Annotated in this window: 24 protein-coding genes; 15 read left to right on the forward strand and 9 right to left on the reverse strand. The window is 68.5% G+C overall.

Annotation, left to right across the window (positions count from 1 at the left end):
* Nucleotides 1-18: 18 nt before the first annotated feature.
* Nucleotides 19-705, reverse strand: a complete 687-nt coding sequence (locus AU198_RS01990; RefSeq protein WP_064345768.1) for a TetR family transcriptional regulator — start codon at nt 703-705, stop codon at nt 19-21.
* A gap of 69 nt (nt 706-774) precedes the next feature.
* Here AU198_RS01990 and AU198_RS01995 point away from each other — a divergent pair, with 69 nt between their 5' ends.
* Both AU198_RS01995 and AU198_RS02000 read left to right on the forward strand, forming a co-directional pair.
* On the forward strand, nt 775-1,842 hold the full coding sequence (locus AU198_RS01995; protein ID WP_064345769.1) for a ferredoxin reductase: 1,068 nt from the start codon (nt 775-777) through the stop codon (nt 1,840-1,842).
* An 18-nt stretch (nt 1,843-1,860) separates the two neighbouring features.
* Nucleotides 1,861-2,967 carry a fatty acid desaturase family protein gene (locus AU198_RS02000; protein WP_064345770.1) on the forward strand — a complete coding sequence of 369 codons (1,107 nt, stop codon included), beginning with the start codon at nt 1,861-1,863 and terminating at the stop codon, nt 2,965-2,967.
* Nucleotides 2,968-3,056: 89 nt separating this feature from the next.
* Here AU198_RS02000 and nei2 read toward each other — a convergent pair whose 3' ends face one another.
* The 3 genes from nei2 to AU198_RS02015 form a co-directional block, all read right to left on the reverse strand.
* Nucleotides 3,057-3,830: an endonuclease VIII Nei2 gene (gene nei2, locus AU198_RS02005; protein ID WP_064345771.1), complete on the reverse strand. Its 774-nt coding sequence runs from the start codon at nt 3,828-3,830 to the stop codon at nt 3,057-3,059.
* A 35-nt stretch (nt 3,831-3,865) separates the two neighbouring features.
* Nucleotides 3,866-8,404, reverse strand: coding sequence for an ATP-dependent helicase (locus tag AU198_RS02010; RefSeq protein ID WP_064345772.1), 4,539 nt, complete (start codon nt 8,402-8,404; stop codon nt 3,866-3,868).
* Between the two features lie 94 nt (nt 8,405-8,498).
* The gene (locus AU198_RS02015; protein WP_064346011.1) at nt 8,499-9,149 is read right to left on the reverse strand and encodes a TetR/AcrR family transcriptional regulator; all 651 of its coding nucleotides are present in this window, start codon (nt 9,147-9,149) and stop codon (nt 8,499-8,501) included.
* A gap of 105 nt (nt 9,150-9,254) precedes the next feature.
* Here AU198_RS02015 and AU198_RS02020 point away from each other — a divergent pair, with 105 nt between their 5' ends.
* Complete coding sequence (locus AU198_RS02020; RefSeq protein WP_064345773.1) at nt 9,255-10,094, forward strand: SDR family oxidoreductase; 840 nt, start codon at nt 9,255-9,257, stop codon at nt 10,092-10,094.
* 69 nt (nt 10,095-10,163) lie between these two features.
* Here the strand turns inward: AU198_RS02020 and AU198_RS02025 are convergent, their stop codons facing one another.
* Together AU198_RS02025 and AU198_RS02030 are read right to left on the reverse strand one after the other, a co-directional pair.
* Entirely contained in the window at nt 10,164-11,036 is an 873-nt protein-coding gene (locus AU198_RS02025) for a type IV toxin-antitoxin system AbiEi family antitoxin (RefSeq protein ID WP_064345774.1), read from the reverse strand.
* A 163-nt stretch (nt 11,037-11,199) separates the two neighbouring features.
* A complete protein-coding gene (locus AU198_RS02030; protein ID WP_064345775.1) occupies nt 11,200-11,751 on the reverse strand; it encodes a restriction endonuclease in 552 nt (183 codons plus the stop codon).
* Between the two features lie 123 nt (nt 11,752-11,874).
* Between AU198_RS02030 and AU198_RS02035 the strand changes: the two genes are divergently transcribed.
* The 4 genes from AU198_RS02035 to usfY all read left to right on the forward strand — a co-directional run bounded on the left by AU198_RS02035 (nt 11,875) and on the right by usfY (nt 14,040).
* Nucleotides 11,875-12,555: a PAS and ANTAR domain-containing protein gene (locus AU198_RS02035; protein WP_064346012.1), complete on the forward strand. Its 681-nt coding sequence runs from the start codon at nt 11,875-11,877 to the stop codon at nt 12,553-12,555.
* A gap of 86 nt (nt 12,556-12,641) precedes the next feature.
* Entirely contained in the window at nt 12,642-13,013 is a 372-nt protein-coding gene (locus AU198_RS02040) for a hypothetical protein (RefSeq protein WP_064345776.1), read from the forward strand.
* On the forward strand, nt 13,010-13,642 hold the full coding sequence (locus AU198_RS02045; protein ID WP_064345777.1) for a flavodoxin family protein: 633 nt from the start codon (nt 13,010-13,012) through the stop codon (nt 13,640-13,642). The genes AU198_RS02040 and AU198_RS02045 overlap by 4 nt, the downstream gene beginning before the upstream one ends.
* Before the next feature lie 89 nt (nt 13,643-13,731).
* Nucleotides 13,732-14,040 (forward strand): protein UsfY, encoded by a 309-nt coding sequence (usfY, locus tag AU198_RS02050; protein WP_064345778.1) that lies wholly within the window; start codon nt 13,732-13,734, stop codon nt 14,038-14,040.
* Between the two features lie 57 nt (nt 14,041-14,097).
* Here usfY and mbp1 read toward each other — a convergent pair whose 3' ends face one another.
* Both mbp1 and AU198_RS02060 read right to left on the reverse strand, forming a co-directional pair.
* On the reverse strand, nt 14,098-14,334 hold the full coding sequence (gene mbp1, locus AU198_RS02055) for a microaggregate-binding protein 1 (protein ID WP_064346013.1): 237 nt from the start codon (nt 14,332-14,334) through the stop codon (nt 14,098-14,100).
* A 105-nt stretch (nt 14,335-14,439) separates the two neighbouring features.
* Complete coding sequence (locus AU198_RS02060; RefSeq protein WP_064345779.1) at nt 14,440-14,643, reverse strand: hypothetical protein; 204 nt, start codon at nt 14,641-14,643, stop codon at nt 14,440-14,442.
* A gap of 163 nt (nt 14,644-14,806) precedes the next feature.
* Between AU198_RS02060 and AU198_RS02065 the strand changes: the two genes are divergently transcribed.
* Together AU198_RS02065 and AU198_RS02070 are read left to right on the forward strand one after the other, a co-directional pair.
* Entirely contained in the window at nt 14,807-15,781 is a 975-nt protein-coding gene (locus tag AU198_RS02065) for a glycosyltransferase (RefSeq protein ID WP_064345780.1), read from the forward strand.
* 20 nt (nt 15,782-15,801) lie between these two features.
* A complete protein-coding gene (locus AU198_RS02070; RefSeq protein WP_064345781.1) occupies nt 15,802-17,028 on the forward strand; it encodes a glycosyltransferase in 1,227 nt (408 codons plus the stop codon).
* Nucleotides 17,029-17,033: 5 nt separating this feature from the next.
* Here the strand turns inward: AU198_RS02070 and AU198_RS02075 are convergent, their stop codons facing one another.
* On the reverse strand, nt 17,034-17,918 hold the full coding sequence (locus AU198_RS02075; protein WP_064345782.1) for a glycosyltransferase family 2 protein: 885 nt from the start codon (nt 17,916-17,918) through the stop codon (nt 17,034-17,036).
* A 37-nt stretch (nt 17,919-17,955) separates the two neighbouring features.
* Between AU198_RS02075 and AU198_RS02080 the strand changes: the two genes are divergently transcribed.
* From AU198_RS02080 to AU198_RS02105, 6 genes are read left to right on the forward strand one after another with little or no spacing between them, the layout of a single operon-like run.
* Nucleotides 17,956-18,924, forward strand: a complete 969-nt coding sequence (locus tag AU198_RS02080; RefSeq protein ID WP_064345783.1) for an NAD-dependent epimerase/dehydratase family protein — start codon at nt 17,956-17,958, stop codon at nt 18,922-18,924.
* An 8-nt stretch (nt 18,925-18,932) separates the two neighbouring features.
* Nucleotides 18,933-20,588 carry a carbamoyltransferase family protein gene (locus AU198_RS02085; protein WP_064345784.1) on the forward strand — a complete coding sequence of 552 codons (1,656 nt, stop codon included), beginning with the start codon at nt 18,933-18,935 and terminating at the stop codon, nt 20,586-20,588.
* On the forward strand, nt 20,585-22,090 hold the full coding sequence (locus AU198_RS02090) for an HAD-IIIA family hydrolase (RefSeq protein WP_064345785.1): 1,506 nt from the start codon (nt 20,585-20,587) through the stop codon (nt 22,088-22,090). The genes AU198_RS02085 and AU198_RS02090 overlap by 4 nt, the downstream gene beginning before the upstream one ends.
* A complete protein-coding gene (locus AU198_RS02095) occupies nt 22,087-23,106 on the forward strand; it encodes a glycosyltransferase family 9 protein (protein WP_064345786.1) in 1,020 nt (339 codons plus the stop codon). The genes AU198_RS02090 and AU198_RS02095 overlap by 4 nt, the downstream gene beginning before the upstream one ends.
* A 5-nt stretch (nt 23,107-23,111) precedes the next feature.
* Nucleotides 23,112-23,681 (forward strand): D-sedoheptulose-7-phosphate isomerase, encoded by a 570-nt coding sequence (locus AU198_RS02100; RefSeq protein WP_064346014.1) that lies wholly within the window; start codon nt 23,112-23,114, stop codon nt 23,679-23,681.
* Nucleotides 23,674-25,029 (forward strand): PfkB family carbohydrate kinase, encoded by a 1,356-nt coding sequence (locus tag AU198_RS02105; protein WP_064345787.1) that lies wholly within the window; start codon nt 23,674-23,676, stop codon nt 25,027-25,029. The genes AU198_RS02100 and AU198_RS02105 overlap by 8 nt, the downstream gene beginning before the upstream one ends.
* Nucleotides 25,030-25,039 lie beyond the last annotated feature (10 nt).

Below are 25,039 nucleotides of genomic sequence, written 5' to 3' on the forward strand. Positions count from 1 at the left end.
GCACACGCTAACCCGGTATCACATGGAGCTGCGCCATCCGGCGACCCCGACCGCGATCATCCGCAACTGTTTGACGGCCACCCGTTTGATCTCGTTGAGCGCGGCCTGGTCGTGGGCGTCCTCGATGGCTTCGGCGATCACGATCATCGCGTTGACGAACAGGCTCGCCAGGATGTTGAGATCCTCGCTGCTCCACGTGTTGAGGTTCGGGAAGCGGGCCAGGTCGATCGCGAGCTCGGAGGTGATCAGCCGGATCTCGGTGCGGATGGCGTAACGCAGAACGGTGACACCGCTGTTTCGTTCACGGCCGATGAACCGCCAGTGTTCGCGGCGTTCGTTCACGCCGTCGATGAGGATGTCGACGCTGGACTCGATCACCCGCTTGGGGTCGAGCCTGCCCGCGCGGGCCCCGCGCAGCATGTCGCGCAGGCTGCGGAACGACTCGTCGATGAGGACGAGGCCCAGGGCTTCCATCGACTCGAAATGCCGGTAGAACGCCGCGGGCACGATGCCGGCTTCGCGGGTCACCTCCCGCAGGCTCAGCGCGGAGAAGCTGCGCTCCTCGAGCAGCTTGAGGGCGGCCGCGACAATCGCCTGCCGGGTTGCCTCCTTGCGCTCCTCGCGGGACATGGTCGCCCGCGGGTGCTCGCGCGAACGTGACCGTCCCGACCGGCTCGACCGTGAGCCAGGCGTACGACTGTTCACTGTGTGAAACCTACCACAACCTGGCTGAATGGGTTGACGAGGTGCTGCACACCGCTGCACGGTGTACATATGTTCACTCAAACTTTGACGCGTGGCCTGCGGGACAGGGTGCTCGGGTCGCCGCTGGTCGACCTGCTCACCGGCCCCCACGGGGTGGACCGATACACCGAGCTCGTCGCGCCCACCTGGACGCGGGGAGACGCTCGAGCGGAAGTCGTCGCGGTGCGGCGGCAGACCCCGCGCAGCGTCACCCTCACCCTGGAGCCGAATCAGGCGTTCACCGGTTTTCGCGCCGGACAGCACATCAACCTCACGATGGAGATCGACGGTCGCCGTCGCACCCGGCCGTACTCACCGGCCAACGCCGAGGGGGACCGCTACCTCGAGCTGACGGTGGGCCGCCACGACGGCGGCCTGGTCTCCGGCTACCTCTGCGACCACGCCCACCCCGGCATGGTGGTGGGTCTGGACTCGGTCGGCGGCGACTTCGTGGTTCCCGATGACCCTCCGCGACGCATCCTGTTCGTGTCCGGCGGTAGCGGCATCACCCCGGTGATGTCGATGCTGCGCACGCTGCGCGCCCGCGGGTTCCGCGGCGAGACCGCGTTCGTCCACTACGCCCGCTCCGCCGAGGAGGCGTGCTACCGCGCCGAGCTCGACGCGATGACCGGCGTGCGGGTGCTGCACGGCTACACGCGGTCGGCGACCGGGTCCGACCTGGCAGGCCGATTCGGTCCCGCACATCTGGCGGCGGCGATGCCCGACCCTGACGCGGTGTTCGTCTGCGGCCCGCCCGAACTCGTCTCCGCCGTGCGTGAGCACTGCACGAACGTGCGCTCGGAGAGCTTCGTGCCCCCGACGTACACCGTGCCCGCCGAACCCTCCGGCGGCACGATCACGTTCGCCGACAGCGGGGTGGCGGTGACCGACGACGGTCGCCCGCTATTGGAGCAGGCCGAAGATGCGGGCCTGGCCCCCGAAAGCGGATGCCGAATGGGCATCTGCCACAGCTGCACCCGCCGCAAGACGCGCGGCGTGGTGAAGAACCTGGTCACCGGCGCGATGTCCGCCGCGGAGGAGGAAGACGTGCAGATCTGCGTCTCGGCCCCCGTCGGCGACGTCGACCTCGCGCTGTAGATCCGAAAGGAGTTCGACATGACCGTCATCACCGACATCACTTCGAAACCGCCCACCCTCGAAAAGACGGTGGCGGGCAAGAAGATCAGTTTGACCGCCGAGCAGGCCGAGGCGTTCGGCCGCGAACTCGACGCACTCAAGGAGCGCGTGATCGCCGACCTCGGCGAGCGCGACGCCACCTACATCCGCCGAATCATCAAGACGCAGCGAGCTTTCGAGATCGGCGGCCGGGCCCTGCTGTTCGGCGGGGTGTTCCCGCCGTTCTGGCTGGCGGGCACCGCTTTGCTGGGACTGTCGAAGATCCTCGACAACATGGAGATCGGACACAACGTCATGCACGGTCAATACGACTGGATGGGCGATCCGAACATCTCCAGCCGGGGTTTCGAGTGGGACACCGCGTGCCCGGGCGAGCAGTGGCGCCACTCGCACAACTACATGCACCACACCTACACCAACATCGTCGGCATGGACCGCGACGTCGGTTACGGCATCCTGCGAATGAGTAAGGACCAGAAGTGGACGCCGTACTTCCTCGGCAACCCCGTCTACGCCTTCCTGCTGATGGTGCTGTTCCAGTACGGCGTCGCGCTGCATGAACTGGAGACCGAGCGCATCCGCGCCGGTGAGATCACGATCGCAGACAAGCGCGAAATCCTCGAGGGCATCTGGCGCAAGACCAAACGCCAGACACTCAAGGATTACGTCGCGTTTCCGCTGTTGGCCGGGCCGTTCGCGCCGTGGGTGGTCGCGGGGAACCTGACCGCGAACCTGATGCGCAACGTGTGGGCGTACATGATCATCTTCTGCGGTCACTTCCCCGACGACGTGCAGGAGTTCTCCGTGGAGGAGACCAAGGCCGAGACGAGGGGACAGTGGTACTTCCGGCAGGTGCTGGGCTCGGCGAACCTGACCGGCGGCAAGCTGTTTCACATCTTGAGCGGCAACCTGTCGTTCCAGATCGAGCACCATCTGTTCCCGGACATCCCGGCGCACCGCCTGGCCGAGATCTCCGAAGAGGTCAAAGACATTTGCACCCGCTACGGCATTCCGTACAACGCGGGATCGCTGCCGCGGCAGTTCGCGACGGTGGTGCGCAAGATCGTCCGGTTGGCGTTGCCGTAGCGACCCCGGCCGCGGCGAGACTGCGGTATCTGATGGGAATCGGCCGAAATCCGTCAGAAACCGCAGTCTCGGCGCGCTTCGGGCGCGGGTCAGGTCTGGCAGACCGGACACCAGTAGGACACGCGATCGCCCGGGCTGCCGGGGCGCGGGGAGTCCGACTCGATGGGCGTGCCGCACCGGCGGCACGGTCGGCCACGCCGGCCGTAGACCCACAGGTCGCGCCCGCCGCGGGTGTCGCCGGTCGTGGTCCGGTTGACGCGGGACCTGTTCAGCCACAGCATGTCTCGTGCCCGCTGAACCATCCGCAGCGGGTCCTTGACGCTGCCGACCGGGGTTATGGGCAGGTAGCCGGTGACGAAGCAGAGCTCGTTGGCGTAGACGTTGCCGACGCCCGCCATCACCCGCTGGTCCAGTAGCGCCTCGGCCAGCGGCCGCTGCGGATCCTCGACGAGGTTGGCCCTGGCGACGGCCGGTTCCCAGTCGTCGCCGAGCAGGTCCGGGCCGAGGTGAGCGACGGCTTCCATATCGTGGTCGCGCCGCAGGATCTCCAGCACCCCGAGGTCGACACCGGCGGCGCGGGAGTCACTGGTGTGCAACAGGATCCGGATCTTGTACTCGGGCACCCGCCGAATCTGGCCGCCGATCAGCCAGGCGCCCTCCATCTTCAAATGCGAGTGGATGCTGGCGTCACCGGCGCGGATGAACAGATGCTTACCCCGGCTGATCACCTCGTCGACGACACAACCCGTCAGGTCGACCGTCGCGAACTTGGGCACCCGCACGTCGCAGCGGGTGAGCTGCTTGCCCACCAATGCCTCGCGAAGTTTGGTGGCCGTGCGGTAGACCGTGTCGCCTTCGGGCATGCGTCAGGGCCTCGTGTTCTTCGTGCAGGCTCTCATCACCGCAACCGTAGGCCGCGCGGTGTCCGGGCGAACCCGGCGCCGAGCAGGGCGTCGTGCACCGCAGCGCGCTCACCCTCGGCGCCCGGTTCGAGCACGGGAACCCCGTTGACCTTCTCGACGAGGAACGATCCGGCCCGACCACTACTGACCAGGTCGGCCAGAGCCGCGGCGGCGGCGATGTGCGCTTCGGTGTCGCCGGTGAAGCTCAACAGCGAACGTCCGCCACGTTCGAGGAACCACACCAGTTCACCGTCGACCATCGCGACCAGTGCGCCAGCCTTGCGGCCCGGGCGGTGGGTGACGTCGTCGTCGGATCGCTTCGTCGGCCACGGGAGCGCGGCGCCGTAGGGGTTGGCCGGATCGGCGGCCACCAGGACTATTGCGTGATACTCGCGGTGATCGGAGTCGACGCTATCCAGATAGGACCGCAACCGGTCCACCGTGGATGCGACGGCGAACTGGGCGCCGCCGAGTGACTCGACGAAATAGCCGCGCTGGCAGCGGCCGGCGTCCTCGAACGCCGTCAGCACCTTGTAGAGCATGGCGAAGCCACCGGGCACGCCTTCCGCGCCGACGGCACCCTTGGTCAGCACCCCGTGGCGCCCGAGCAGCAGTTCGGCTTGAAAGTGCGCGCGCACAGTCGATTCCGGTTCGGCGGCCGGCAGCGCCGACCACCGGCCCGCCACCGTGGGATCGGCGTTACGGGTCTGGGCGTGCGCGACGCTGTAGCTGCTCAACCGCGGCGCCCGTCGCCGCTGCCGGTGCGCGGGAGCGCTCCGCCGTCCCGATGCCCCGCGGGTACCCATCAACTTCGCGCGCACCGGCGCGAACGTGTCGCCGGTGACCCAGCCCGCCCAGATCAGATCCCACAGCGCGTTCTTGTGGTCTTCGGTCGGATTGTCGGTGAGCTGACGGAAAAAGAAAGCGCCGCCGCGATCGAGTGTTTCGAGGATCGCCCGGTGGCTGTCGGTGAGCTCGATCTCGGTGGGGGCGCTCAACGTCAGCGGCGCCGAGTCCGCGGAGTGGAAGGCGATCCACCCGTCGCCGCCACCGATCTGGCCGGCCCCCGACCACGTGACCTCACCGGAGGCCAGCAGTTCGTCGAGCATCGCCGGCTGGTAGTCGCGGACGCGCTGACCGAACACCAGCGGCTCGACGGCCGAAGCCGGAATCGGCACGCCGGCAAGCTGATCGATCACGGCGGCGAGCCCGTCGACGCCGCTGCTGTGCGCCGAGCCGACCGACTGCCACGCCGGCAGGAAACGCCCGTAGGCCGCCGTGCTGACCGGCTCGATCTGCGCCCGCAGCGCCGCCAGCGACCGGCGCCGCAGGATCTTGAGCACGTCGGAGTCACACCACTGCTCGGCGGCGATCGGGTCGGTGACCGGCAGATCGGTGAACTCACCGCGAATCAGCTTGCCGTCGATGGCCATCCGGCCCAGCACGTCGGCGGTGACGCGCAGACCCAGGCCGAACCGGGCCGCCGCGTCGTGTGTGGTGAATGGGCCTCGCGTGCGCGCGTAGCGGCCCAGCAGCTCACCCAGCGGGTCGTCGACCGATTCGGTGAACGCCGTCGGCACCCCGACCGGCACGGCCACACCGACGCCGTCGCGCAACAGGCCGATGTCCTCGATGGCGATCCACCAGGTCTCGTCGGCGAAGGACACGGTCAACGCCCGTTTGGCGGCGCGCAAGCCGTCGAGCCAGCCGCCGATGTCGGAAGTCGTGGCGCGGTCGGCGATCTCGGCCTCGGTCAGCGGGCCCAGCAGCCGCAGCAGGTCGGCGATGCCCTCGGCGTCGCGCGCCTTGCGGTCGTCGCTCAGATGCTGCAGCTGTCGGTTCGTACTCGTGATCACCTGCGGGTCGAGCAGCTCGCGCAGCTCGACCCGGCCCAACAGCTCGGCGAGCAGCACACTGTCCAAAGACAGTGCGGCGGCGCGGCGTTCGGCCAGGGGGCTGTCGCCCTCGTACATGAATGCGCCGACGTAGCCGAACAGCAGCGACGCGGCGAACGGCGACGGCGTGGTGGTCTCCACCTCGACGATGCGCAGCCGGCGCTGGGCGACCCGGTGCATCAGCTCGGTCAGCGCGGGCACGTCGTAGACGTCCTGCAGGCATTCCCGCACGGCCTCCAACACGACCGGGAAGTCGGGGTACTTGCGCGCGACGTCAAGCAATTGCGCGGCGCGCTGGCGTTGATGCCACAGCGGGGAGCGCTTGCCCGGATGGCGGCGCGGCAGCAGCAATGCGCGGGCCGCACACTCACGGAAACGGGAGGCGAACAACGCCGAACCGCCCACCTCGGCGGTGACGATCGGCTCGATCTCGTCGGCGTCGAACACAAATAGATCCGCACCCGGGGGTGCGTCCTCGGTGTCGGGTAAGCGCACGATGATGCCGTCGTCGGAGGCGGTGGGCTTCTCGTCGATGCCGTACCGCTCGCGCAGCCGCCGCGACACCGCCAGCGCGAGTGGCCCGTGCACGCGCAAGCCATAGGGCGAGTGCAGGATGACGCGCCAGTCGCCGAGTTCGTCGCGGAACCGTTCGACGACGAATGTGGTGTCCGAGGGCACGACGCCGGTCGCCTGGCGCTGGTCGTCGATCAGCTGCCACAGGTTGTCGGTGGCGAATTGGTCAAAACCCATTGCGTGACAACGCTGATCGAACTCGTCGCGACCGAGGCGGGCCAGTTCGCCGGTGTACGCCCCGACCGCGGCGCCCAGTTCGGCCGGGCGGCCGACGCCGTCGCCGCGCCAGAACGGGAGTCGCGCCGGCTGACCGGGCGCCGGGATCACCAGGACCCGGTCATGGGTGATCTCGGTGATCCGCCAGCTCGTCGCGCCCAGGGAGATGACGTCGCCCGGCCGCGACTCGTACACCATCTCCTCGTCGAGTTCCCCGACGCGGGAAGGCTTTTCGGAATCAGTGGCCAGATAGACCGTGAACAGGCCGCGGTCGGGGATCGCGCCGCCGCTGGTGACCGCCAGCCGCTGCGCTCCGGGCCGAGCCGTCAGCGTGCCGGTGTCGCGGTCGTACACCAGGCGGGGCCGCAGCTCGGCGAACTCGGTTGACGGATACTTACCCGACAGCAGATCCAGCGTCGCCTCGAACGCGCTGCGCGGCAGGGTCGCGAACGGGGCGCTGCGCCGCACCGCGTCGAACCAGCGGTCGGCGTCGAGCGGTTCGAGCGCACACGCGGCGACCGTGTGCTGGGCCAGCACGTCGAGCGGGTTGGTCGGCACCCGCATGGTCTCGATCTCACCGGAGAGCATCCGTTTGACCGTCACCGCGCAGCCGATGAGGTCGGTGCGGTGCTTGGGGAACAACACACCCTGGGAGATCTCGCCGACCTGGTGGCCGGCGCGGCCGATGCGCTGCAGCCCGCTGGCCACCGAGGGCGGGGCCTCCACCTGGATCACCAGATCGACTGCGCCCATGTCGATTCCGAGCTCCAGGCTCGAGGTCGCAACGACGGCCTTGAGCCGGCCGCTCTTGAGGTCGTCCTCGACGATCGCCCGCTGTTCCTTGCTGACCGAGCCGTGGTGTGCGCGGGCCAGCAGTGTGGGCGCGCCCGACGCCTGCCCGCTGCCCATGATGTGCGCGGGTGAGCCGCCTGCGACTCCGGTGTTGGGTCCCGTCTCGAGCTCCTGGCCGGTGCGCTCGGCGTGGATCTCGTTGAGCCGCGACGTGAGTCGTTCGGCGAGGCGGCGCGAGTTGGCGAACACGATCGACGAATTGTGCGATTCGATCAGGTCGACGATCTTCTCTTCGACGTCGGGCCAGATGGTGTTGTTCTCGAGGTTGGCCATATCGGGCACCGGCACCTGGACCGACAGGTCGAACGTCTTGGCGGCCGGTGGGGCCACGATCGTCGTGCGCGCCTGACCGGACAGGAACCGCGCCACCTCCTCGGGGGGACGGACGGTGGCCGACAGCCCGATCCGCTGGGCGGGCGCGTCGAGAAGTTGATCCAGCCGCTCGAGCGACAGCGCGAGGTGGGCGCCGCGTTTGGTGGCCGCGACGGCGTGCACCTCGTCGACGATGACGGTCCGGACGTCGGCCAGCGTGTCGCGCGCCGCCGAGGTCAACATCAGGAACAGCGATTCGGGCGTGGTGATCAGGATGTCGGGCGGTCGGGCGATCAGTTCGCGCCGCTGCGCGGGGGAGGTGTCGCCGGAGCGCACGCCCACGCTGATCTGCGGGGCGGGCACGCCGCGCCGTTCGGCCATGCGGGCGATACCGGTGAGCGGGGTGCGCAGGTTGCGCTCCACGTCGACGGCGAGCGCCTTCAGCGGCGAGACGTACAGCACTTTGGTGCCGGCTCGTGGTTCGGCGGGGGCGGAGGCCAACTGGTCGATTGCCCACAGGAACGCCGCGAGCGTCTTACCGGACCCGGTCGGCGCGATGACGAGCGTGTTGTCCCCATCGGCGATCGCCGACCAGGCTTCGACCTGGGCGGGCGTCGGCTCGGCGAACGTGCCGGTGAACCACTCCCGGGTCAGGTCGCTGAACCGGGCGAGGGGGGATGTGCTCATCGACGTCCATGGTGCACCCCACCACCGACAAGTCCTCGGCGGTTGCGGTGCCTCAGCTATCGCCCAGCGATGGTTGGCGCGCCGAAATCACAGGTCAGCGACGATTCGGTGACACCGCTTCGCGCAGGGGAGAAGGGATACCGGGGACGCGTCCGATGGCGTCGAACAGGGCGTGTGCGCACGCGTCGGCCACGGGACCGGCCTCGATGGACGGGTCCATCAGCCGTTGCCTGCACATCTCGAAGGTGAAGGCCAGCCAGCCGTAGACGGTGATGCGCAGGTCGCGCTCCACCTTGTCGTCCAGGTCGTCGCCGACGGCGGCGTGGATGCGGCCGAGGATGCGGCTGGCTTGACGGTCGTTGTCGGTGTCCTCGATGCCGCGCAGCACGGGATCGGAGCGGCCCGATCCCACGTAGGCGGCCCATGCGCCATGTGGGTGCTCGTCGTCGTAGCGCAGATAGGCGAGCACCCCCTCACGCACCTGGTCGAAGAGGCTCTGCCCGGGCCGCGGTGGCACGTTGGTGGCCTCGAACAGCCGCTCACCCTCGGCGCGGATCACCGCGGCGAAGAACGCCCGCTTGTCCGGGAAGTAGTGGTACATCAACGCCCGGGACACTCCCGCGCGCTCGGCGATCTCGTCGATGCGAACTTCGTCGTAGGGCCGCTGACCGAACACCTCGGCACCGAGCGTCAGCAGTTCGCTGCGTCGGTCGGCGGGGGAGAGCCGCCGTCGGGACTCGGCCATGAGCTTCATCGTAGTGAACACATGTCAAACAGCGGATCGTCCGGAGTATTCGGACGGCTGCGGGGTAACCCCGCGCAAGAACAGACATCCCACGAGAGGCCATCGATGAGTTTTCCAGAACAGCAGCAGTCCCCGCCCGGTGTGCAGAGCGAGATGACCCCGACCCCCGACTGCGGCGAGACGAGTTATCAGGGGTCGGGCCGGCTGACCGGTAAGCGCGCGGTCATCACCGGAGGCGACAGCGGAATCGGTCGCGCGGTCGCGATCGCCTACGCGCGCGAGGGTGCCGACGTGCTGATCGCCTACCTGAACGAGGACGGCGACGCCAAGGAGGTCCAGAAGTATGTCGAGGACGCCGGGCGCAAATGTGTGTTGATGTCCGGCGATCTCTCCGACCCGGCGCACTGCCGCGCCGTCGTGGACCGCGCCGTACAGGAATTCGGCGGGATCGATGTGCTCGTCAACAACGCCGCCTACCAGATGACGCACGACACCCTCGACGAGATCAGCGACGAGGAGTGGGATTACACGTTCCGGCTCAACGTCGGGGCGTACTTCTACCTCGTGAAGGCCGCGCTGCCGCACATGGGCGCCGGTGCGTCGATCATCGGCAGTTCCTCGGTGAACTCCGACATGCCCAACCCGAAGCTGGCGCCGTACGCGGCCACCAAGGCCGCGATCGCCAACTTCTCCGCGAGCCTGGCGGAGATGTTGGGCGAGAAGGGTATTCGCGCCAACAGCGTCGCGCCGGGCCCGATCTGGACACCGTTGATCCCGTCGACGATGCCGCCGGAGAAGGTCAAGCAGTTCGGCGAGAACACGCCGTTGGGCCGTGCCGGTCAACCGGTCGAGTTGGCGCCGGTCTACGTGATGCTGGCGTCCGACGAGGCGAGCTACGTGACGGGTGCGCGGATCGCGGTGACCGGCGGCAGGCCGATTCTCTAGCGGGGCGCTTGACCGCCGATCGTGCGGTTCCATCCGCGACACGCCGGATTGGCGGATGAAACCGCACGTTCACCATGTTTTCGGGCAGCCGCGGGCGATTAGTGCCTCGCCGACTCGCTCGAGAAATACGCGCGGCTGGTTGTGCAACATTCCGCTGGTCAGCCTGATGTCGTTCCAGCCGAGCCGCGGCAGCAACCAATAGCGTTCGGCATCGGCGGTACGTTGTCGCGGGTCAGTCCAGTGGTGTGCGCCTTCGAAATCCACGCCGACGCGATACTGCGACCATCCCAGGTCGATGCGTGCGACCACACGCCCTGACCGGTCGAGCACCCGTATCTGGGTTTCCGGACGCGGAAATCCGGCCTGCACCAGCAGTAGTCGGGTCAGTGATTCGTACGGCGACTCCGCGCCGCCGTCGACGAGTTCCAGTGTCTGGCGTAGCTGCCGCAAGCCGCGCACGCCGGGATGCCGCTGCGCCACCTCGTCGATGTCGGCGGGCTTGATGTCCGTCGCATTCATCAGCGCGTCGATGCGCTGAACCCCTTCCACGAGCGGAAGCCGGCGGCCGAGGTCGAACGCGGTGCGCTCCGGCGTCGTCACGGGCATCTGGTGGCGCGTCACGATCTCCTCGGGCAACAGTGTGTCGCTGTGGACGATGATTCTTGGCGGCGGTCGCCGATTCGACAGCACGAGTTCGGCGGCGGCGTCAGGCTCGACCCATTTCGCGCCGAGCAACGCCGACGCCGATAGGCCTGCCAGTACACCTTGTCGGCGCGACCACAGCCAGGCGGCCCTGGCCCGGTCGACGGCCGACAACTCGACGCCCCGCGGCGCCCATACGCCGGGATAGATGCCGGCGTGAAATCGCCGCAGCTCGCGAAACGTCAGTAGTCCCGCGTCGAGCGCCTCGCTTGCTCGGAACGGCCAGTCGAGATCTTCCATGGCCGCAACGGTCGCGCCCCGCCATGACATCTTTTCGGGGTGAGAGCCCACGTTATCCACAGCCTCACCGCCGCGAATGTGCGGTCTCATACGCTTCTACCGGCGTGTCGCGGATGAAACGGCACGTTCGGGGCAATTCGGGCAGTCGGGACGATCGGGGCAGTCAGGACGCCGACGGCTCGAGCAGGCGTCGGATCGTCGACCGTAACCGCGGGAGGTCGGCCCCGCCGACCAGCTCGCATCCGTGAAGCTCGGCGAGTTTGCGTGCGGCGGCGGTGAATTCGTGGTTCGTGACGACCATCGTCCTGGTGCAATCCTGCATCGGCGCACCTGCCACCACTTCCTGCACGGCGCTCGCACCGACGGGACGCGACTGGCGTTTGCACTGGATGGCAAGACGATCCGGTCGCTTGCCGACGATGATGTCGACTCCCCAGTCTCCCGTTATCGCGGTCATGATCACCGGCGCCCCGCAGGACCGGGCGACCCGCGCCACGTGATCTTCGAACTCCGGCCCCGACATCGCGGCGGTGACGTCCTCGCGTGCGCCGGGAGTGGTGACGCCGACGAGGGTGCCGGCCACGAAGCGTGGGAGCGCGGCGAGTACCAGTGGCGCGACGAGTCCGAGGGCAAGGCTCCACTGCGGGACCACCCCGAGCAGCCACGCCCCGAACCCCGCCACCGACGCCGAAGCCAGGTACAGCTTTACGGTCACGAGGCGAAGCGTAAGACGCCACCCCGACACCCCCGCGCCCGCCGATCCGTTGCTTGTCCGATCAACGAACCGACGATCGTGCTGGAATACACGTGTGCGATCACCGGAATTCGACCCGCGATCATGACTGACGAGCTGCCCGATGCAGACGGGCAGACACCTGTCGAGCAGGCCCTCGCGGGCGGCGACCCTCACCGGGTCGGCTGGTTCCGTTTCTACTTCGCCGACGAACGCTGGGAGTGGTCGCCGCAAGTCGAACGAATGCACGGCTACGAGCCGGGTACGACGGAGCCGACCACCGAACTCGTGTTGTCACACAAACATCCCGACGACTATCGCCAGGTGGCGGCGACGTTGGATGAGATCCGCCGGACGTCGGGCGCGTTCTCCACCCGCCACCGGATCATCGACACTAACGGTGAGGTGCACCACGTCGTCGTCGTCGGCGATCAACTCTTCGACGACGACGACCAGGTGGTGGGCACCCACGGGTTCTATGTCGACGTCACCCCGTCCACGCTGCAGCGGCACGACAGGGCGTTCAGTGCCGCGGTCACCGAGATGGCGGAGGCTCGCGGCCCGATCGAGCAGGCCAAGGGAATGCTGATGCTCATCTACCGGATCTCCGCCGATTCGGCGTTCGAGTTACTCCGGTGGCGTTCGCAGGAGACCAACACCAAGCTGCGGATCTTGGCCGAGCAAATCGCCAGGGATTTCCTCGGGCTCAACTATGAGGAGGAGTTGCCCCCGCGTTCCACCTACGACAGGCTGCTGCTCACCGCACATCATCGCGTCGAAAATTGAGGTTTACCGGAGGTTTCGGCCGGGAACTCTGCGCTGCGTCAAAGCCACTCCGCTGATTCAGCAGCAAATTTCGGGAGTCTCTCGTCGTGTACCACAGTCCCAGCGAGCTGAGACAAGTCGACACCGGTATCCGCGACGCGGCGCGCTTCGCCCTCGGGATCGGCGCCACCGGCGCGATCTTCCTGATCGGTGCAATGGTGTGGGTGAGTACGTGCCAGGGCGCGACGGCCGACAGCTTGGCCTGCGGGGTGCCGCAGCGAACGCTTCTGGCGCTCGCGTCGCCCGCTGTCCTGTTCGCCGGCGGGCTGCGGGCGTTCTTCCGCGCCTATCAGAACTGGCGCAGGGGCGACATGTCGTCGGCATGGCAAGGCGCGGGATGGTTCCTGCTGACGTCGATGCTGCTGGTGCTGATGACGAGCATGCCCGCACTCACCGGTTTCGCGGTGTTCGGCGGATGAGCGCGTCGGCCGACGCTGATCCACCGTTGACCGCCGTGGCTTTGGTGTGCAGCCTCAAGCCCAGCCCCGCCGAGTCGAGCAGCGCGTTGATGGCCGAACACATCTGCGAGAACCTGCGCGGTGCGGGTGTCGAGACCGAGGTGGTGCGCTGCGTCGACTACGCGATCGCACCGGGCGTCGAGGCTGACATGGGCGACGGCGACGAGTGGCCCCGTATCCGCGAGAAGCTGCTACGCGCCGACATCCTGGTGTTGTCCACCCCGATCTGGCTGGGGCATCCGGCCAGCGTGACGCAGCGTGTGCTGGAGCGGCTCGATGCGGAACTGTCGAACACCGACGACACGGGCCGGCCGACCATGGTCGGCAAGGTCGCGGTCGTCGGCGTCGTCGGCAACGAGGACGGCGCGCACAAAGTGATCGCCGACTGCTTCCAAGGCCTCAACGACATCGGTTACACGATCCCGGCCCAGGGTGGCACCTACTGGACCGGCGAAGCGATGCAGAGCAAGGACTACAAGGACCTCGACGAGGTGCCCGAGCCCGTCGCGTCGACGACTGCCGCATTGGCCCGTAACGCCGCTCATCTGGCCAGAGCCCTGCGGGCTGACCAGTACCCGCCCTACCAGTGACGGCCGGTTTTCGTCCCTTCGTGGTCGGGTAGTTCTAGCGTTGTCAGTAGCCCATGTCCGGGCCCAGGTATGCCGAGAGAGGAGTACCGATGAAAAGCCCGAAGGATCCCGTCGACCACGCGAGAACGACCCGTCCACACGCCGGGGAGTCGATGAAGGACACCAAGAACATGCCGGGGCTGATCCTCATCGGAGTTGCCCTGGTGCTGTTCGTCTCGGCGCTGGCAGCCCACGGCGCCGGCCACCACGGCGTCGGTATCGGACTGGGCAGCGGGTCCGCTGCGTTGTTCGTCATCGGCGGTGGATGGCTGCTCGCCGAGCACATGCGGGTGCGCAAGATCGAAGAACGTTGGTACGCAGAACATCCCGATGCGCAACGGCAAAAGCCGAGTAGCTGACGCACCGAAGTGAAAGGCCCAGCCGTTTCGGCTGGGCCTTTCTGTTGTTGAATCGAATTACTGCTCGTTTTCCTGGCGCTTCTCGGCGGCCTCGGCGCCGGCGCGTGCGGATTCCGCCTCGGCTTCCTTCTTGGCGGCGTCTTGCTGGGCGTCGGCCTTGTCCTGCTGGGCCTTGCCTTCGCGAACCATGTCGTCACGGCCGGTGACGGTGCCGACCGTCTCCTTGGTCTTGCCCTTCACGTCTTCGACGACGCCCTTGATGCCTTCTTCAGGGCCACTGTTCTTCTCGGTCATGTTCACCTTCCGCAGTGCAGTGCATCAGTCCAATCACGAGGAACTTCCCCGCGCAGGTGTCGGGTTCCCGAGGGCCTGAACGACTAAACGCTCGCCCGACCGGGCTCACTCCGCGGCCGCGTCGTCCTCGGGATCGATCTCCACCGTCTCCAGCTGCTCCTGCCAGTCGGCGGGCGACGCCTCGAGTGGCGGATTCGGGTCCGAATCGGCGGACGCCTCCTCGTCGAGGACCGGTTCGCTGGCGGCACGCTGCTGTTCCACCGCGTCGGCCTCGGGGACGTCGTCGGGCAGGCTTTCGCGCTCTGACACGCCCCTCGGTGTACCCCGGGCTTGCTGGACGAAACGGTGGCGGCGTCGTGCCAGATCCGTTGCGCGAAGTGGGGGGTCCGCAATACGAACCAGCACTTGTCCGCTATGCGAAGAGTCGTTCGGAGAACCGTTTGTCCCAGAAGTGCTCGGGTAGGCGGCCCACATGTCGGTCGTCTCGAATTCACGTTCGGTGCTGCTGTGGCATGTGCACGGGTCCTGGACCGAGTCCTTCGTCGCGGGCCGGCATCGCTGTGTGTTGCCTGTGAATCCCGCAAGGGATGCCGACGGTCGCGGACGCTGCGGCCGGAATTGGCCACGTGCGCACGAGGTTTCGTCTGACGAACTGGATGGCGAGCACATCGACATGGTGGTGTTGCAGCGGCCCGAAGAGATCGAACTGACCAGCCGTTGGCTGGGGCGGCGACCGGGCCGAGACATTCCCGCCGTGTACGTGGAGCACAACGCGCCACGACCGTTCGCGGTCGACAGCGTCCACCCGCTTGCCGACCGTCGCGACATCCCGATCGTGCACGTGACCGATTTCAACCGGCTCATGTGGAACAACGGCGTCGCGCCCACGCGCGTCATCACGCACGGCATCGTCGATCCAGGCTTGCTCTACCGGGGTGACGTCGCGGCCGCCGCGACGATGATCAACGAACCGTGCCGGCGCTGGCGCACGGTCGGCGCGGATTTGCTGACCGCGTTCTCCGAAACGGTGCCGATCGACGTGTGGGGCATCGGCACCGACGTGCTCTTCGAATGCATCACGAGCCCGCGGGTCCGCGGACGGGGCGACCTGCCCGCCGCGGCCCTGCTGCCCGAGGTGGCCCGCCGCCGCGTGTTCCTGCACACCGCCCGATGGACCTCGCTGGGGCTGTCGCTGATCGAGGCGATGTTCATCGGGATGCCGGTGGTCGCCGTCGCCTCGACGATGGCGCCGCTGGTGGTGCCGCCCGAGGCGGGCGTGGTGAGCGCCGATATGGACACGCTTTCGTGCGCTCTGTCGTCGTTCGTCGCAGACGGCGCGGCCGCCGTTGCGGCGGGTAAGGCAGCGCGGGATTTCGCCAAGGCGCAGTTCGGAATCGATCGTTTTCTCGCGCAATGGGACGACCTCATCGACGAGTGCTGTCGATGACAACGGAAGGAGGGCGCCGGATGAAGATCGCCATGGTGTCTGAGCACGCCAGCCCGCTTGCCGCGCTCGGCGGCGTCGACGCCGGTGGGCAGAACGTACACGTCGCGGAGTTGTCGGCCGCACTGGCCAGACACGGTCATCAGGTGACCGTCTACACCAGAAGGGACAACCGGGACCTGCCCGACCGCGTGGTCACACCCGAGGGTTACACCGTGGTGCACGTTCCGGCAGGCCCGGCCGAGCCGATGCCCAAGGACGAACTCCTCTCCTACATGGGTCCCTTCGCCCAGTTCCTCGACGCCGAGTGGGCGGCGGACCGACCCGATGTCGCGCACGCACACTTCTGGATGTCCGGTATCGCAACGCAACTGGCCGCGCGCCATCTCAATCTGCCTGCGGTTCAGACCTTTCACGCATTGGGTGTGGTGAAGCGGCGGCACCAGGGGGCACAGGACACCAGCCCGCCGGATCGGCTGCGTCTGGAAGCGACAGTGGCCCGTTCTGCGACCTGGGTCGCGGCCACCTGCACCGACGAGGTGTTCGAGCTGATGCGGATGGGTCGGTCCCGCAACCGGATCTCCGTGGTGCCGTGCGGGGTGGATCTCGACCTGTTCAACCCGGAGGGACCCGTGGCGCCGCGATCCGACAGGCGCCGCGTCGTCAGCGTCGGCCGGTTCGTCCCCCGCAAGGGTTTCGACGTCGTCGTGCGCGCGATGCCCCACCTTCCCGACACCGAGCTGGTGATTGTCGGCGGACCCGACCAGTCGCAACTCGGGTCGGATCCCGAGGCACGTCGGCTGCTCTGTCTGGCAACGGAATTGGGCGTCGCGGACCGAGTGGAACTGTACGGCTCGGTGTCCCGGACGGACATGCCGGCCATTCTTCGGTCTGCCGACGTGGTGGCGTGCACCCCGTGGTACGAACCGTTCGGCATAGTGCCGCTCGAGGCGATGGCGTGCGGCGTGCCCGTGGTGGCGTCGGCGGTCGGCGGCATGCTCGACACCGTCGTCCACGACGTGACCGGACACCTGGTCAAGCCCCAGCGGCCCGATGAGGTGGCCAAGGCAGTGACCAGTCTGCTTCGCGACGACTTCCTCAGGCAGAGTATGGGTGCCGCCGGACGGGACCGCGCGCGGGCCCGCTACTCATGGGATCGGGTCGCCGCCGACAGCCAGCGAATTTACGACCGGTTGGTGCCTGTGCGGGTCGCGCGGCCGGAGCCGGCGACGAGCCTGTCGTCCGGATGACCGGCTCAGCCCGACTCCAGCAGGGTCACCGCTTCCTCGATCTCGCGGGGCAGCGGCCGGCGCTGAGCGACCACCGCGGGAATCCGCGCCACGGCCTCGACCGCCCCCCTGGCATGGTCACGGTCGCGCAGCGCCGCCACGGCCAGGCGCCCACTTGCACTGAGGCAGTGGCGAAATGGGCGTCGCAGCCAGGTGGTGAGCACATCGTTGCGCAACACCCTGGCGGCCTGGGCAGCGGACGTGGCGCGCACCTTGGACGGCTGGTGAATGGCCAGCAGTTCGGGGTCGTAGCAGAGGTCCCAGCCCGCCGCGGCCATATCGAGCGCCAGCAGTTGCTCCTCCCCGCGGAAGTGCAGGATGTCGCTGAAGCCACCCGCCTGTTCGAACGCCCGCTTGCGCACCATGGCCGCGCAACTCATGAAGCCGAGGATCGACGGGCCCGGCAGGTCCGGCCGTCGGCCGAGCGCACTGTCGGCGAGCTGAGCGGAGAACGAATCCTCCCGGCGCTGCGGCCAGACGATCGTGCGCGCGGCGAGCAGTCCCACCGACGGGTGCCGTTCGAATGCCTCCGCGCCGATCGCGGGGGATTCGGGCGTCCACCAGGAGTCGTCGTCGCAGAACGCCACGTACGGTGTGCGGCACGCCGCTACCCCGACGTTGCGGCCGACCGCACCGAGGTTGGTCTCAAGCTCGACGAGCTCGAGGCGGCCGGCCGACCGTGCCGCCATACCGTTGATGAGCGTCGCGGTGTCGTCGGTGGAGGCGTTGTCCACCACGACGATCGGGCACGGCGTGGTGTCCAGCAGCCTGGCCACCACGGCCACCAACTCCTTGGCGCGATTCTGGCTGGCTATCACGAACGAGACGTCGGTGGAGGCTGGGCCCTGCATGACCCTGACGGCTACCCGCGGATCGGGAAGGCAAACGATGCATGACATCAAACGCGCGCTGGTCACCGGCGGCGGAGGGTTTCTCGGCGGGCACCTGTGCGAGCGACTGCTCGACAGCGGTGTGGAAGTGACCTGCCTCGACGATCTGTCCACCAGCGCGCCGACCGCCGCCGATCTGTTCGTGGACCGGCCCGGATACCGGTTCGTCGCGCACGACATCAGCCGGCCGCTGCCCGATCTGCCGTCGGGAATCGACACCGTTTTCCACCTCGCATCGCCGGCCTCACCGGCGGACTATCTACAGCTGCCGATCCAGACGCTTCGCACGGGGGCGCTCGGCACCTCGCACATGCTCGAGTTCGCGCAGAAGTGCGGTGCACGGCTGGTGCTGGCCTCCACCAGCGAGGTCTACGGCGATCCGCTGGAACATCCGCAGCGCGAATCATATTGGGGCAACGTCAATCCCATCGGGCCGCGCAGCGTGTACGACGAAGCGAAGCGGTTCGCCGAGGCGTTGACGTTCGCCTATCGACGTGAGCGGTCCGCCGACATCGGAGTGGCGCGGATCTTCAACACGTATGGACCGCGCATGCGGCCCGACGACGGCCGCGTCGTGCCGACCTTCTGCCAGCAGGCATTGGCGGGCGAGCCGATCACGGTCAACGGAACGGGCACCCAGACCCGGTCGTTGTGTTTCGTCGGCGACACCGTCGCGGCGCTGATCGCCCTGGGCGAATCCGATTGCGCCGGGCCCGTCAACGTCGGCAATCCCGACGAACTGACGGTGCTGCGCATCGCCGAGCTCATCCGCGATCTGGCCGGAAGCGACTCACCGATCGAGTTCCGCCCAGTGCCGCAGGACGACCCGCAACGCCGGTGCCCCGACATCTCGCTGGCCCGCGAGCTGCTGGGGTGGTATCCGCGAGTCAGCTACACCGATGGCCTGTCGATGACCGTCGACTGGTTCCGCCGGCAGTCGGCAACCGTTGCACTGCAGGGGAGTTGAGGAAAGTCATGCGCATTCTCGGGATCAACGCGGTGTTCCACGATCCGGCTGCCGCGCTCGTGGTGGACGGTCAGATCGTCGCGGCCGCCGAGGAGGAGCGGTTCACCCGCCGCAAGCACGGCAAACAGGCCGTGCCGTTCTCGACGTGGGAATTGCCGGTGGAATCGGCACGTTGGTGCCTCGAGCAGGCGGGGCTGAAACCGTCGGAGCTGGACCTGGTCGGGTACTCCTACGACCCGCGCCTGATGGACGAGTCCACCGACGGACTCGCAGGCCTGGACCGCGACTGGGAGTACCTGCGCACGCTCTACGCCGACCGGGCCCCCCGTTTCCTCCAGTCCGCCCTGCCCGGCCTCGACCCGGGCATCGTGCGGCACGTCCGCCATCACGTCGCGCACGCCGCATCCACCGCGCTCGCCTCCCCCCACCCCGACTGCGCGGTACTGGTCGTGGACGGCCGCGGCGAGCGGTCCTCGATGCTGGCCGGCAGTTATCGCGACCACAAGCTCGACGTGCTCGCGACTCAGTCGCTTCCACACTCGCTGGGTCTGCTCTACGAAAGCCTCACCGAGCACCTCGGTTTCAAGCGCTCCAGCGACGAGTACAAAGTGATGGCGATGGCGTCCTACGGGACACCGCGGTACGCCGACAGGTTCCGCGAAGCGGTCTACGCATGCGCCGACGGTGGTTTCCGCACCGAACCGGTGGACTGGAGATCGATCACACCCGCCCGCGCACCCGGCGCCGGGAAGGGGCATGCGCTGGACCGGCCCGAGCCCGAGCACGCCGACCTCGCGTGCAGCGTCCAGACCGTCGTCGAGGAAGTGCTGCTCGACCTCGTCGGCTGGCTTCGCGGCCGCACCGACCACGAAAGCCTCTGTCTCGCAGGTGGAGTCGCTCTCAACTGCGTGGCGAACTCGAAGATCTCTTCCCGTGGCGGGTTTTCGAATGTGTGGGTGCAACCGGCCGCGGGTGACTCCGGAACCGCGCTCGGTGCGGCACTGGCTTTGGCGGGAGACGCCGGTGAACCGATCGCGCCGATGCCCTCGGCGGCGTTGGGCCGCGGGTTCACCGACGACGAGATCGCCGCGGCGCTCACCGAAGCGGCGGTACCCCATGAGAGGCCAGCGGATCTGGCCGTCGCGGTCGGAGATGCGTTGGCCGACAACAAACTCGTCGGCTGGTTTCAGGGCCGCGCCGAATTCGGGCCGCGCGCGCTCGGTCAGCGGTCACTGCTGGCCGACCCCCGTCGCATCGAGAACCTGGAGCGACTCAACACCGTGAAGGGACGCGAGCAGTTCCGGCCCGTCGCCCCGATGGTGCTCGCCGAACGGGCCGACGAGATCTTCGCCGGCGGACCGATTCCGAGTCCGTACATGCTGTTCGTGCATGACGTCGCCGCCGAGTGGCGTAACCGTATTCCCGCGGTGACCCACGTCGACGGCACCGCGCGCATTCAGACCGTGGACCGCAGCCAACCGCTGCTGCACGACACGATCACCAGGTTCGCCACCCGCACCGGGGTCCCGGTGATCGTCAACACCAGCTTCAACACCGCCGGGCGGCCCATGGTCGACAGCCCGCGCGACGCGCTCGAATGTTTCGGCAGCGCACCGATAGACGTGTTGGCGCTCGGTCCGTTCATCGTGAGGCGGCCGGTATGACGCCGTCGTTCGCGGTCGTGGTGCCGACGGTCGGGCGGCCGTCGCTGCACCGCCTGCTCGCAGAACTCGACGGGTCCGCCGGGCCGGCGCCGGCGGTGGTGATCGTCGTCGACGACCGGCCCCAGCCCGCTCCGCCCTTGGAGGTGGACTCGCGTCTTCCGGTCACGGTGCTGTGCAGCGGGGGACGAGGACCGGCGGCCGCTCGCAACAAGGGCTGGCGTGCCACCCGAGCCGACTGGGTCTGTTTCCTCGACGACGACGTTGTGCCGCAGCCTGACTGGTTCACCGCCTTGGCCGAGGACCTGGCCAAGGCCGAGGTTGAGTCGGCCGCCGGCTCGCAAGCGGTGATCGAGGTGCCGCGGGTGGGTGGGCGCAAGGCCACCGACGATGAACGGCGCACCCAGCGGCTGGCCGAGGCCAAGTGGATCACCGCCGATATGGCGTTCCGGCGCGATGTCCTCGTCGACATCGGCGGCTTCGACGAACGATTCCCACGCGCATACCGCGAGGATTCGGACATCGCGCTGCGAATCATCCAGGCGGACAACGGCATTGGCAATGGCATTGTGCGCGGGGCCCGCCGTTGCACCCATCCCGTCGCGAACGCCGCGCTGATGAGCAGCGTGTGGGCCCAGGTCGGCAACCGGGACAACGCCCTGCTTCGCCGCAAGTTCGGTAGGCGGTGGCGCTCGGCGATCGGTGAGGGCCGGGGCCGACTCCCGGCGCACGCGGTGACCACGGCCGCGGCCCTCCTCGCGGTCGTGAGCGCAGGGGCGGGCCGCTGGCGCGTCGCGCGCACCGCCGCCACGGCCTGGGCGCTGCTGACGGGGGAGTTCGCGCTCCGCCGGTTCTGGTGCGGCCCGCGGACACTCGGTGAGGCCGGTCGCATGGCGCTCACCAGCGCGCTGATCCCACCGGTTGCGGTGTGGCACCGGTTGGCCGGGGAGTGGACGTTCCGCACGGCCCGGCCCGACCCGCCGCTGGCGGTATTGCTCGACCGTGACGACACGATCATCGCGGACGGACCCTATCTCAACGATCCGGCGGGTGTTCGCCCGCTGCCGGGCGCGCACCACGCGTTGGATCGCCTGCGTCGCAACGGGTTACTGCTGGCCATCGTGAGCAACCAGTCCGGGGTGGCCAAGGGATTGATCACCACGCGACAACTCGAATCCGTCAATGCCCAGGTCGACTCGGCGCTGGGTCCGTTCGACTCGTGGCACCTGTGCGTGCACGACGCCCACGACGAATGCCGCTGCCGTAAACCCGCGCCCGGCATGGTCGAGGATGCCGCCGCCGCGCTGGGTGTTCACCCCTCGCGGTGCGTGATGATCGGCGACACCGGTGCAGACGTCGAGGCGGCGCTGGCCGCGGGCGCCGACGCGATACTCGTGCCCACCGACCGCACGCTGCGCCACGAGATCGGTGAAGCCCGGATCCGGGCGCGCGTCGCGCCGAGGCTCGACGCAGCGGTGTCCATGGTGCTCAGGGACTGCCGATGAGCCGGGCGGTGGTTGCGCGGTTGGACAGCGCCGGGGACGTGTTGATCACCGGTCCCGCGGTCCGCGCCGTAGCGCAAACCCACGATGCGGTCACCTTTCTCGCGGGCCCGCGCGGGCGGGCCGCCGCCGAGCTGCTGCCCGGCGTCGACGACGTCATCGAGTGGCAGGCGCCGTGGGTGGACTTCGACTCGCCCGAACTGACCGCAGGACACGTCGAGGCGTTGGTCAAACAGTTGCGCGACGTCGCCCCCGAGCGGGTCTACATCTTCACGTCTTTCCATCAGTCCCCGCTGCCGCTGGCGTTGATCTGCCGGATGGCTTCGGCGCCGTGGGTCGGGGCGATCAGCGAGGACTATCCCGGAACACTGCTCGACCTGCGGCACCACGTTCCCGACGGCATACCCGAACCCGAGCGGGCGCTGTCTTTGGCCAGGGCGGCCGGTTGTGAGCTGCCCGAGGGCGACGACGGCACGCTGCGGGTGCGGCAACCACCGCCCCCGCCCGCGGATGTCGCCGAATCGCTCGGCGACGCACCGTTCGTCGTCTTCCATCCCGGAGCCGCCGTGCCCGCGCGCCGACCGACCACCCAGCGCAGTGCCGGCATGGTCGAGGCGCTCGTCGCCGCCGGACATCGCATCGTCGTCACCGGCGACCCCGCCGAACGCGAACTGACCGCGGCGGTGGCCGGCGAGTCGGCCATCGACCTCGGGGGACGCACCACCCTGGAGACATTGGCGGCGGTTTACGCCGCGGCGCGGGTGGTGATCGCACCCAACACCGGGCCCGCCCACCTGGCGGCGGCCGTCGGCACACCGGTGGTCTCGCTGTTCGCTCCCGTCGTATCCGCTTCGCAATGGAGCCCGTACGGGGCCACTGTCATCCGGCTCGGAGACCAGCGGGCCCCGTGCCGGCTCACCCGGGCCCGCGTCTGTCCCGTGCCCGGGCATCCGTGCCTGGACGGCATCGGCGACGGCGAACTGCTCGAGGCGGTCAACCGAATTGGAGGACGGCAATGATCCCGATGATCCAAACCCACTTCTCCGCGCTGTCATACGCGGCCGATCACCTCGCGCCAGAGGCGCCCAGGCTGGCCACGTGGGGGCGGCGCCTCGCCGATGTCCTCACCACGGGTGGCCGGCTACTGGCCTGCGGGAACGGTGGCAGCGCGGCCGAGGCGCAGCATCTGACCGCTGAACTGGTCGGCCGTTTCCGCGACGAGCGAATGCCCATGTCCGCCATCTCGTTACACGCCGACACCTCGGCCCTCACCGCGATCGGCAACGACTACGGGATCGACGAGATATTCGCCAGAGGCGTGCGGGCGCACGGCAGGGCGGGTGACGTACTGGTTTCGCTGTCAACCAGCGGCACGAGCCCGAATGTGCTCGCCGCGGTCAAGGCCGCCCACGAAACCGGCCTCACCACATGGGCGTTCACCGGGCCGGACCCCAATCCCCTGGCCGCGATGTGCGACGACGCCGTCTGCGTCGAAGCGCCGACCACCGCGACGGTCCAGGAGGTCCACCTGCTGCTCGTGCATGCGCTGTGCATCGCCGTCGACGAGGTTCTGCTGGGGGCGTCACATGAATGAGCCTTTGGTCGTCATCGGCGATTCGATGCTCGACGTCGACATCGAGGGCACCGCCACGCGGCTCAGCCCCGAGGCGCCCGTCCCGGTCGTTGACACCGAACGGATATGGCGACGCCCGGGCGGCGCGGGACTGGCTGCCGTGCTCGCTGCGCGGACGGGCTGCGATGTGGTGCTGGTGACCGCGGTCGGCGACGACGCAGAAGGTCAGGCGCTGACCGAGCTGCTGGGCGACGCCGGCGTGCGGATCATCGGTTTACCGATGACCGGTAATACGGTGTGCAAGACCAGGATTCGCGCCGCGGGGCAATCGATGCTGCGGCTCGACCACGGCGACGGATCGGCCACGGACGACGCGGTGCCCGCCGAGGTGGCCGAGGTGCTCGGGCAGGCCGCCGCGGTCTGCGTGGCCGACTACGGGCGCGGCATCACCGCACACGGTGGGGTCCGAGATCTCATCATCTCGGCCGCGCAGCGGGTGCCGACGGTCTGGGACCCGCATCCCCGCGGGAGCGAGCCCGTACCGGGCTGCTGGCTTATCACGCCGAATCAAGACGAGGCGGCAGGACGCTCGGCGGAGTCGCTGCGCGAACAATGGGCGGCACGAGCGGTGTGCGTGACCCTCGGTTCGAAGGGTGCGCTCGTGGCCACCGGCGCCGGTAGCGAGCACCACCGCGTGCGGGCTCCGGCCGCGCGGGCCGACCACGCCGACACCTGCGGCGCGGGGGACCGGTTCGCGATCGCTGCCACCATGGCGCTTGCGAAGGGTAAGGACGTCCATGACGCCGTCGCCGACGCCGTCGAAGCCGCCAGCAGGTTCGTCGCCGCGGGCGGCGCGGTCGGCGTGTCGAGCGCGGCCGCGGTGGGTGGAACACATTCGGCGGCAACGTCGACCGCCATCACCGGCGGCATGGTCGAGGTCCGGGACCGCCTGCGCCGGCGCGGTGGCAGGCTGGTCGCCACCGGCGGCTGCTTCGACCTGTTGCACACCGGTCATGTCCGGCTGCTGCGCCAGGCCCGCGATCTCGGTGACGCGTTGGTGGTGCTCTTGAACTCCGACGCCTCGGTCCGCGCGCTGAAGGGGCCGCGCCGACCCGTCGTGGCGGATCAGGACAGGGCGCGGGTGCTGGGCGCGCTGGCGTGTGTCGACGCGGTGGTGATCTTCGACGAACTGTCACCCGAAGCGGCGCTGGAGCAACTGCGACCCGACGTCTGGGTCAAGGGCGGCGACTACACCGAGGCCGACCTTCCCGAGGCCGACGTGGTCCGCCGCCACGGCGGTGAGGTCGTGCTGCTGCCGACCGTCGCCGGTTACTCATCGTCAAATCTGATCGCCGCGGCGCGGTCGTGAACCGAAAGGA

The organism is Mycobacterium sp. GA-1199 (genome assembly GCF_001500045.1).
GTDB lineage: Bacteria > Actinomycetota > Actinomycetes > Mycobacteriales > Mycobacteriaceae > Mycobacterium.

Bases quoted from the DNA above. Each gene is read 5' to 3' on its own strand.
- AU198_RS02090 (WP_064345785.1), top strand. From the start codon at position 20,585: ATGACGCCGTCGTTCGCGGTCGTGGTGCCGACGGTCGGGCGGCCGTCG.
- AU198_RS02095 (WP_064345786.1), top strand. From the start codon at position 22,087: ATGAGCCGGGCGGTGGTTGCGCGGTTGGACAGCGCCGGGGACGTGTTG.
- nei2 (WP_064345771.1), bottom strand. From the start codon at position 3,830: ATGCCCGAAGGCGACACGGTCTACCGCACGGCCACCAAACTTCGCGAG.
- AU198_RS02075 (WP_064345782.1), bottom strand. From the start codon at position 17,918: ATGCAGGGCCCAGCCTCCACCGACGTCTCGTTCGTGATAGCCAGCCAG.
- AU198_RS01995 (WP_064345769.1), top strand. From the start codon at position 775: ATGTTCACTCAAACTTTGACGCGTGGCCTGCGGGACAGGGTGCTCGGG.
- usfY (WP_064345778.1), top strand. From the start codon at position 13,732: ATGAAAAGCCCGAAGGATCCCGTCGACCACGCGAGAACGACCCGTCCA.
- AU198_RS02065 (WP_064345780.1), top strand. From the start codon at position 14,807: ATGTCGGTCGTCTCGAATTCACGTTCGGTGCTGCTGTGGCATGTGCAC.
- AU198_RS02100 (WP_064346014.1), top strand. From the start codon at position 23,112: ATGATCCAAACCCACTTCTCCGCGCTGTCATACGCGGCCGATCACCTC.
- AU198_RS02080 (WP_064345783.1), top strand. From the start codon at position 17,956: ATGCATGACATCAAACGCGCGCTGGTCACCGGCGGCGGAGGGTTTCTC.
- AU198_RS02020 (WP_064345773.1), top strand. From the start codon at position 9,255: ATGAGTTTTCCAGAACAGCAGCAGTCCCCGCCCGGTGTGCAGAGCGAG.
- AU198_RS02025 (WP_064345774.1), bottom strand. From the start codon at position 11,036: ATGGAAGATCTCGACTGGCCGTTCCGAGCAAGCGAGGCGCTCGACGCG.
- AU198_RS02000 (WP_064345770.1), top strand. From the start codon at position 1,861: ATGACCGTCATCACCGACATCACTTCGAAACCGCCCACCCTCGAAAAG.
- AU198_RS02010 (WP_064345772.1), bottom strand. From the start codon at position 8,404: ATGAGCACATCCCCCCTCGCCCGGTTCAGCGACCTGACCCGGGAGTGG.
- AU198_RS02035 (WP_064346012.1), top strand. From the start codon at position 11,875: ATGACTGACGAGCTGCCCGATGCAGACGGGCAGACACCTGTCGAGCAG.
- mbp1 (WP_064346013.1), bottom strand. From the start codon at position 14,334: ATGACCGAGAAGAACAGTGGCCCTGAAGAAGGCATCAAGGGCGTCGTC.
- AU198_RS02015 (WP_064346011.1), bottom strand. From the start codon at position 9,149: ATGGCCGAGTCCCGACGGCGGCTCTCCCCCGCCGACCGACGCAGCGAA.
- AU198_RS02070 (WP_064345781.1), top strand. From the start codon at position 15,802: ATGAAGATCGCCATGGTGTCTGAGCACGCCAGCCCGCTTGCCGCGCTC.
- AU198_RS02105 (WP_064345787.1), top strand. From the start codon at position 23,674: ATGAATGAGCCTTTGGTCGTCATCGGCGATTCGATGCTCGACGTCGAC.
- AU198_RS02045 (WP_064345777.1), top strand. From the start codon at position 13,010: ATGAGCGCGTCGGCCGACGCTGATCCACCGTTGACCGCCGTGGCTTTG.
- AU198_RS02085 (WP_064345784.1), top strand. From the start codon at position 18,933: ATGCGCATTCTCGGGATCAACGCGGTGTTCCACGATCCGGCTGCCGCG.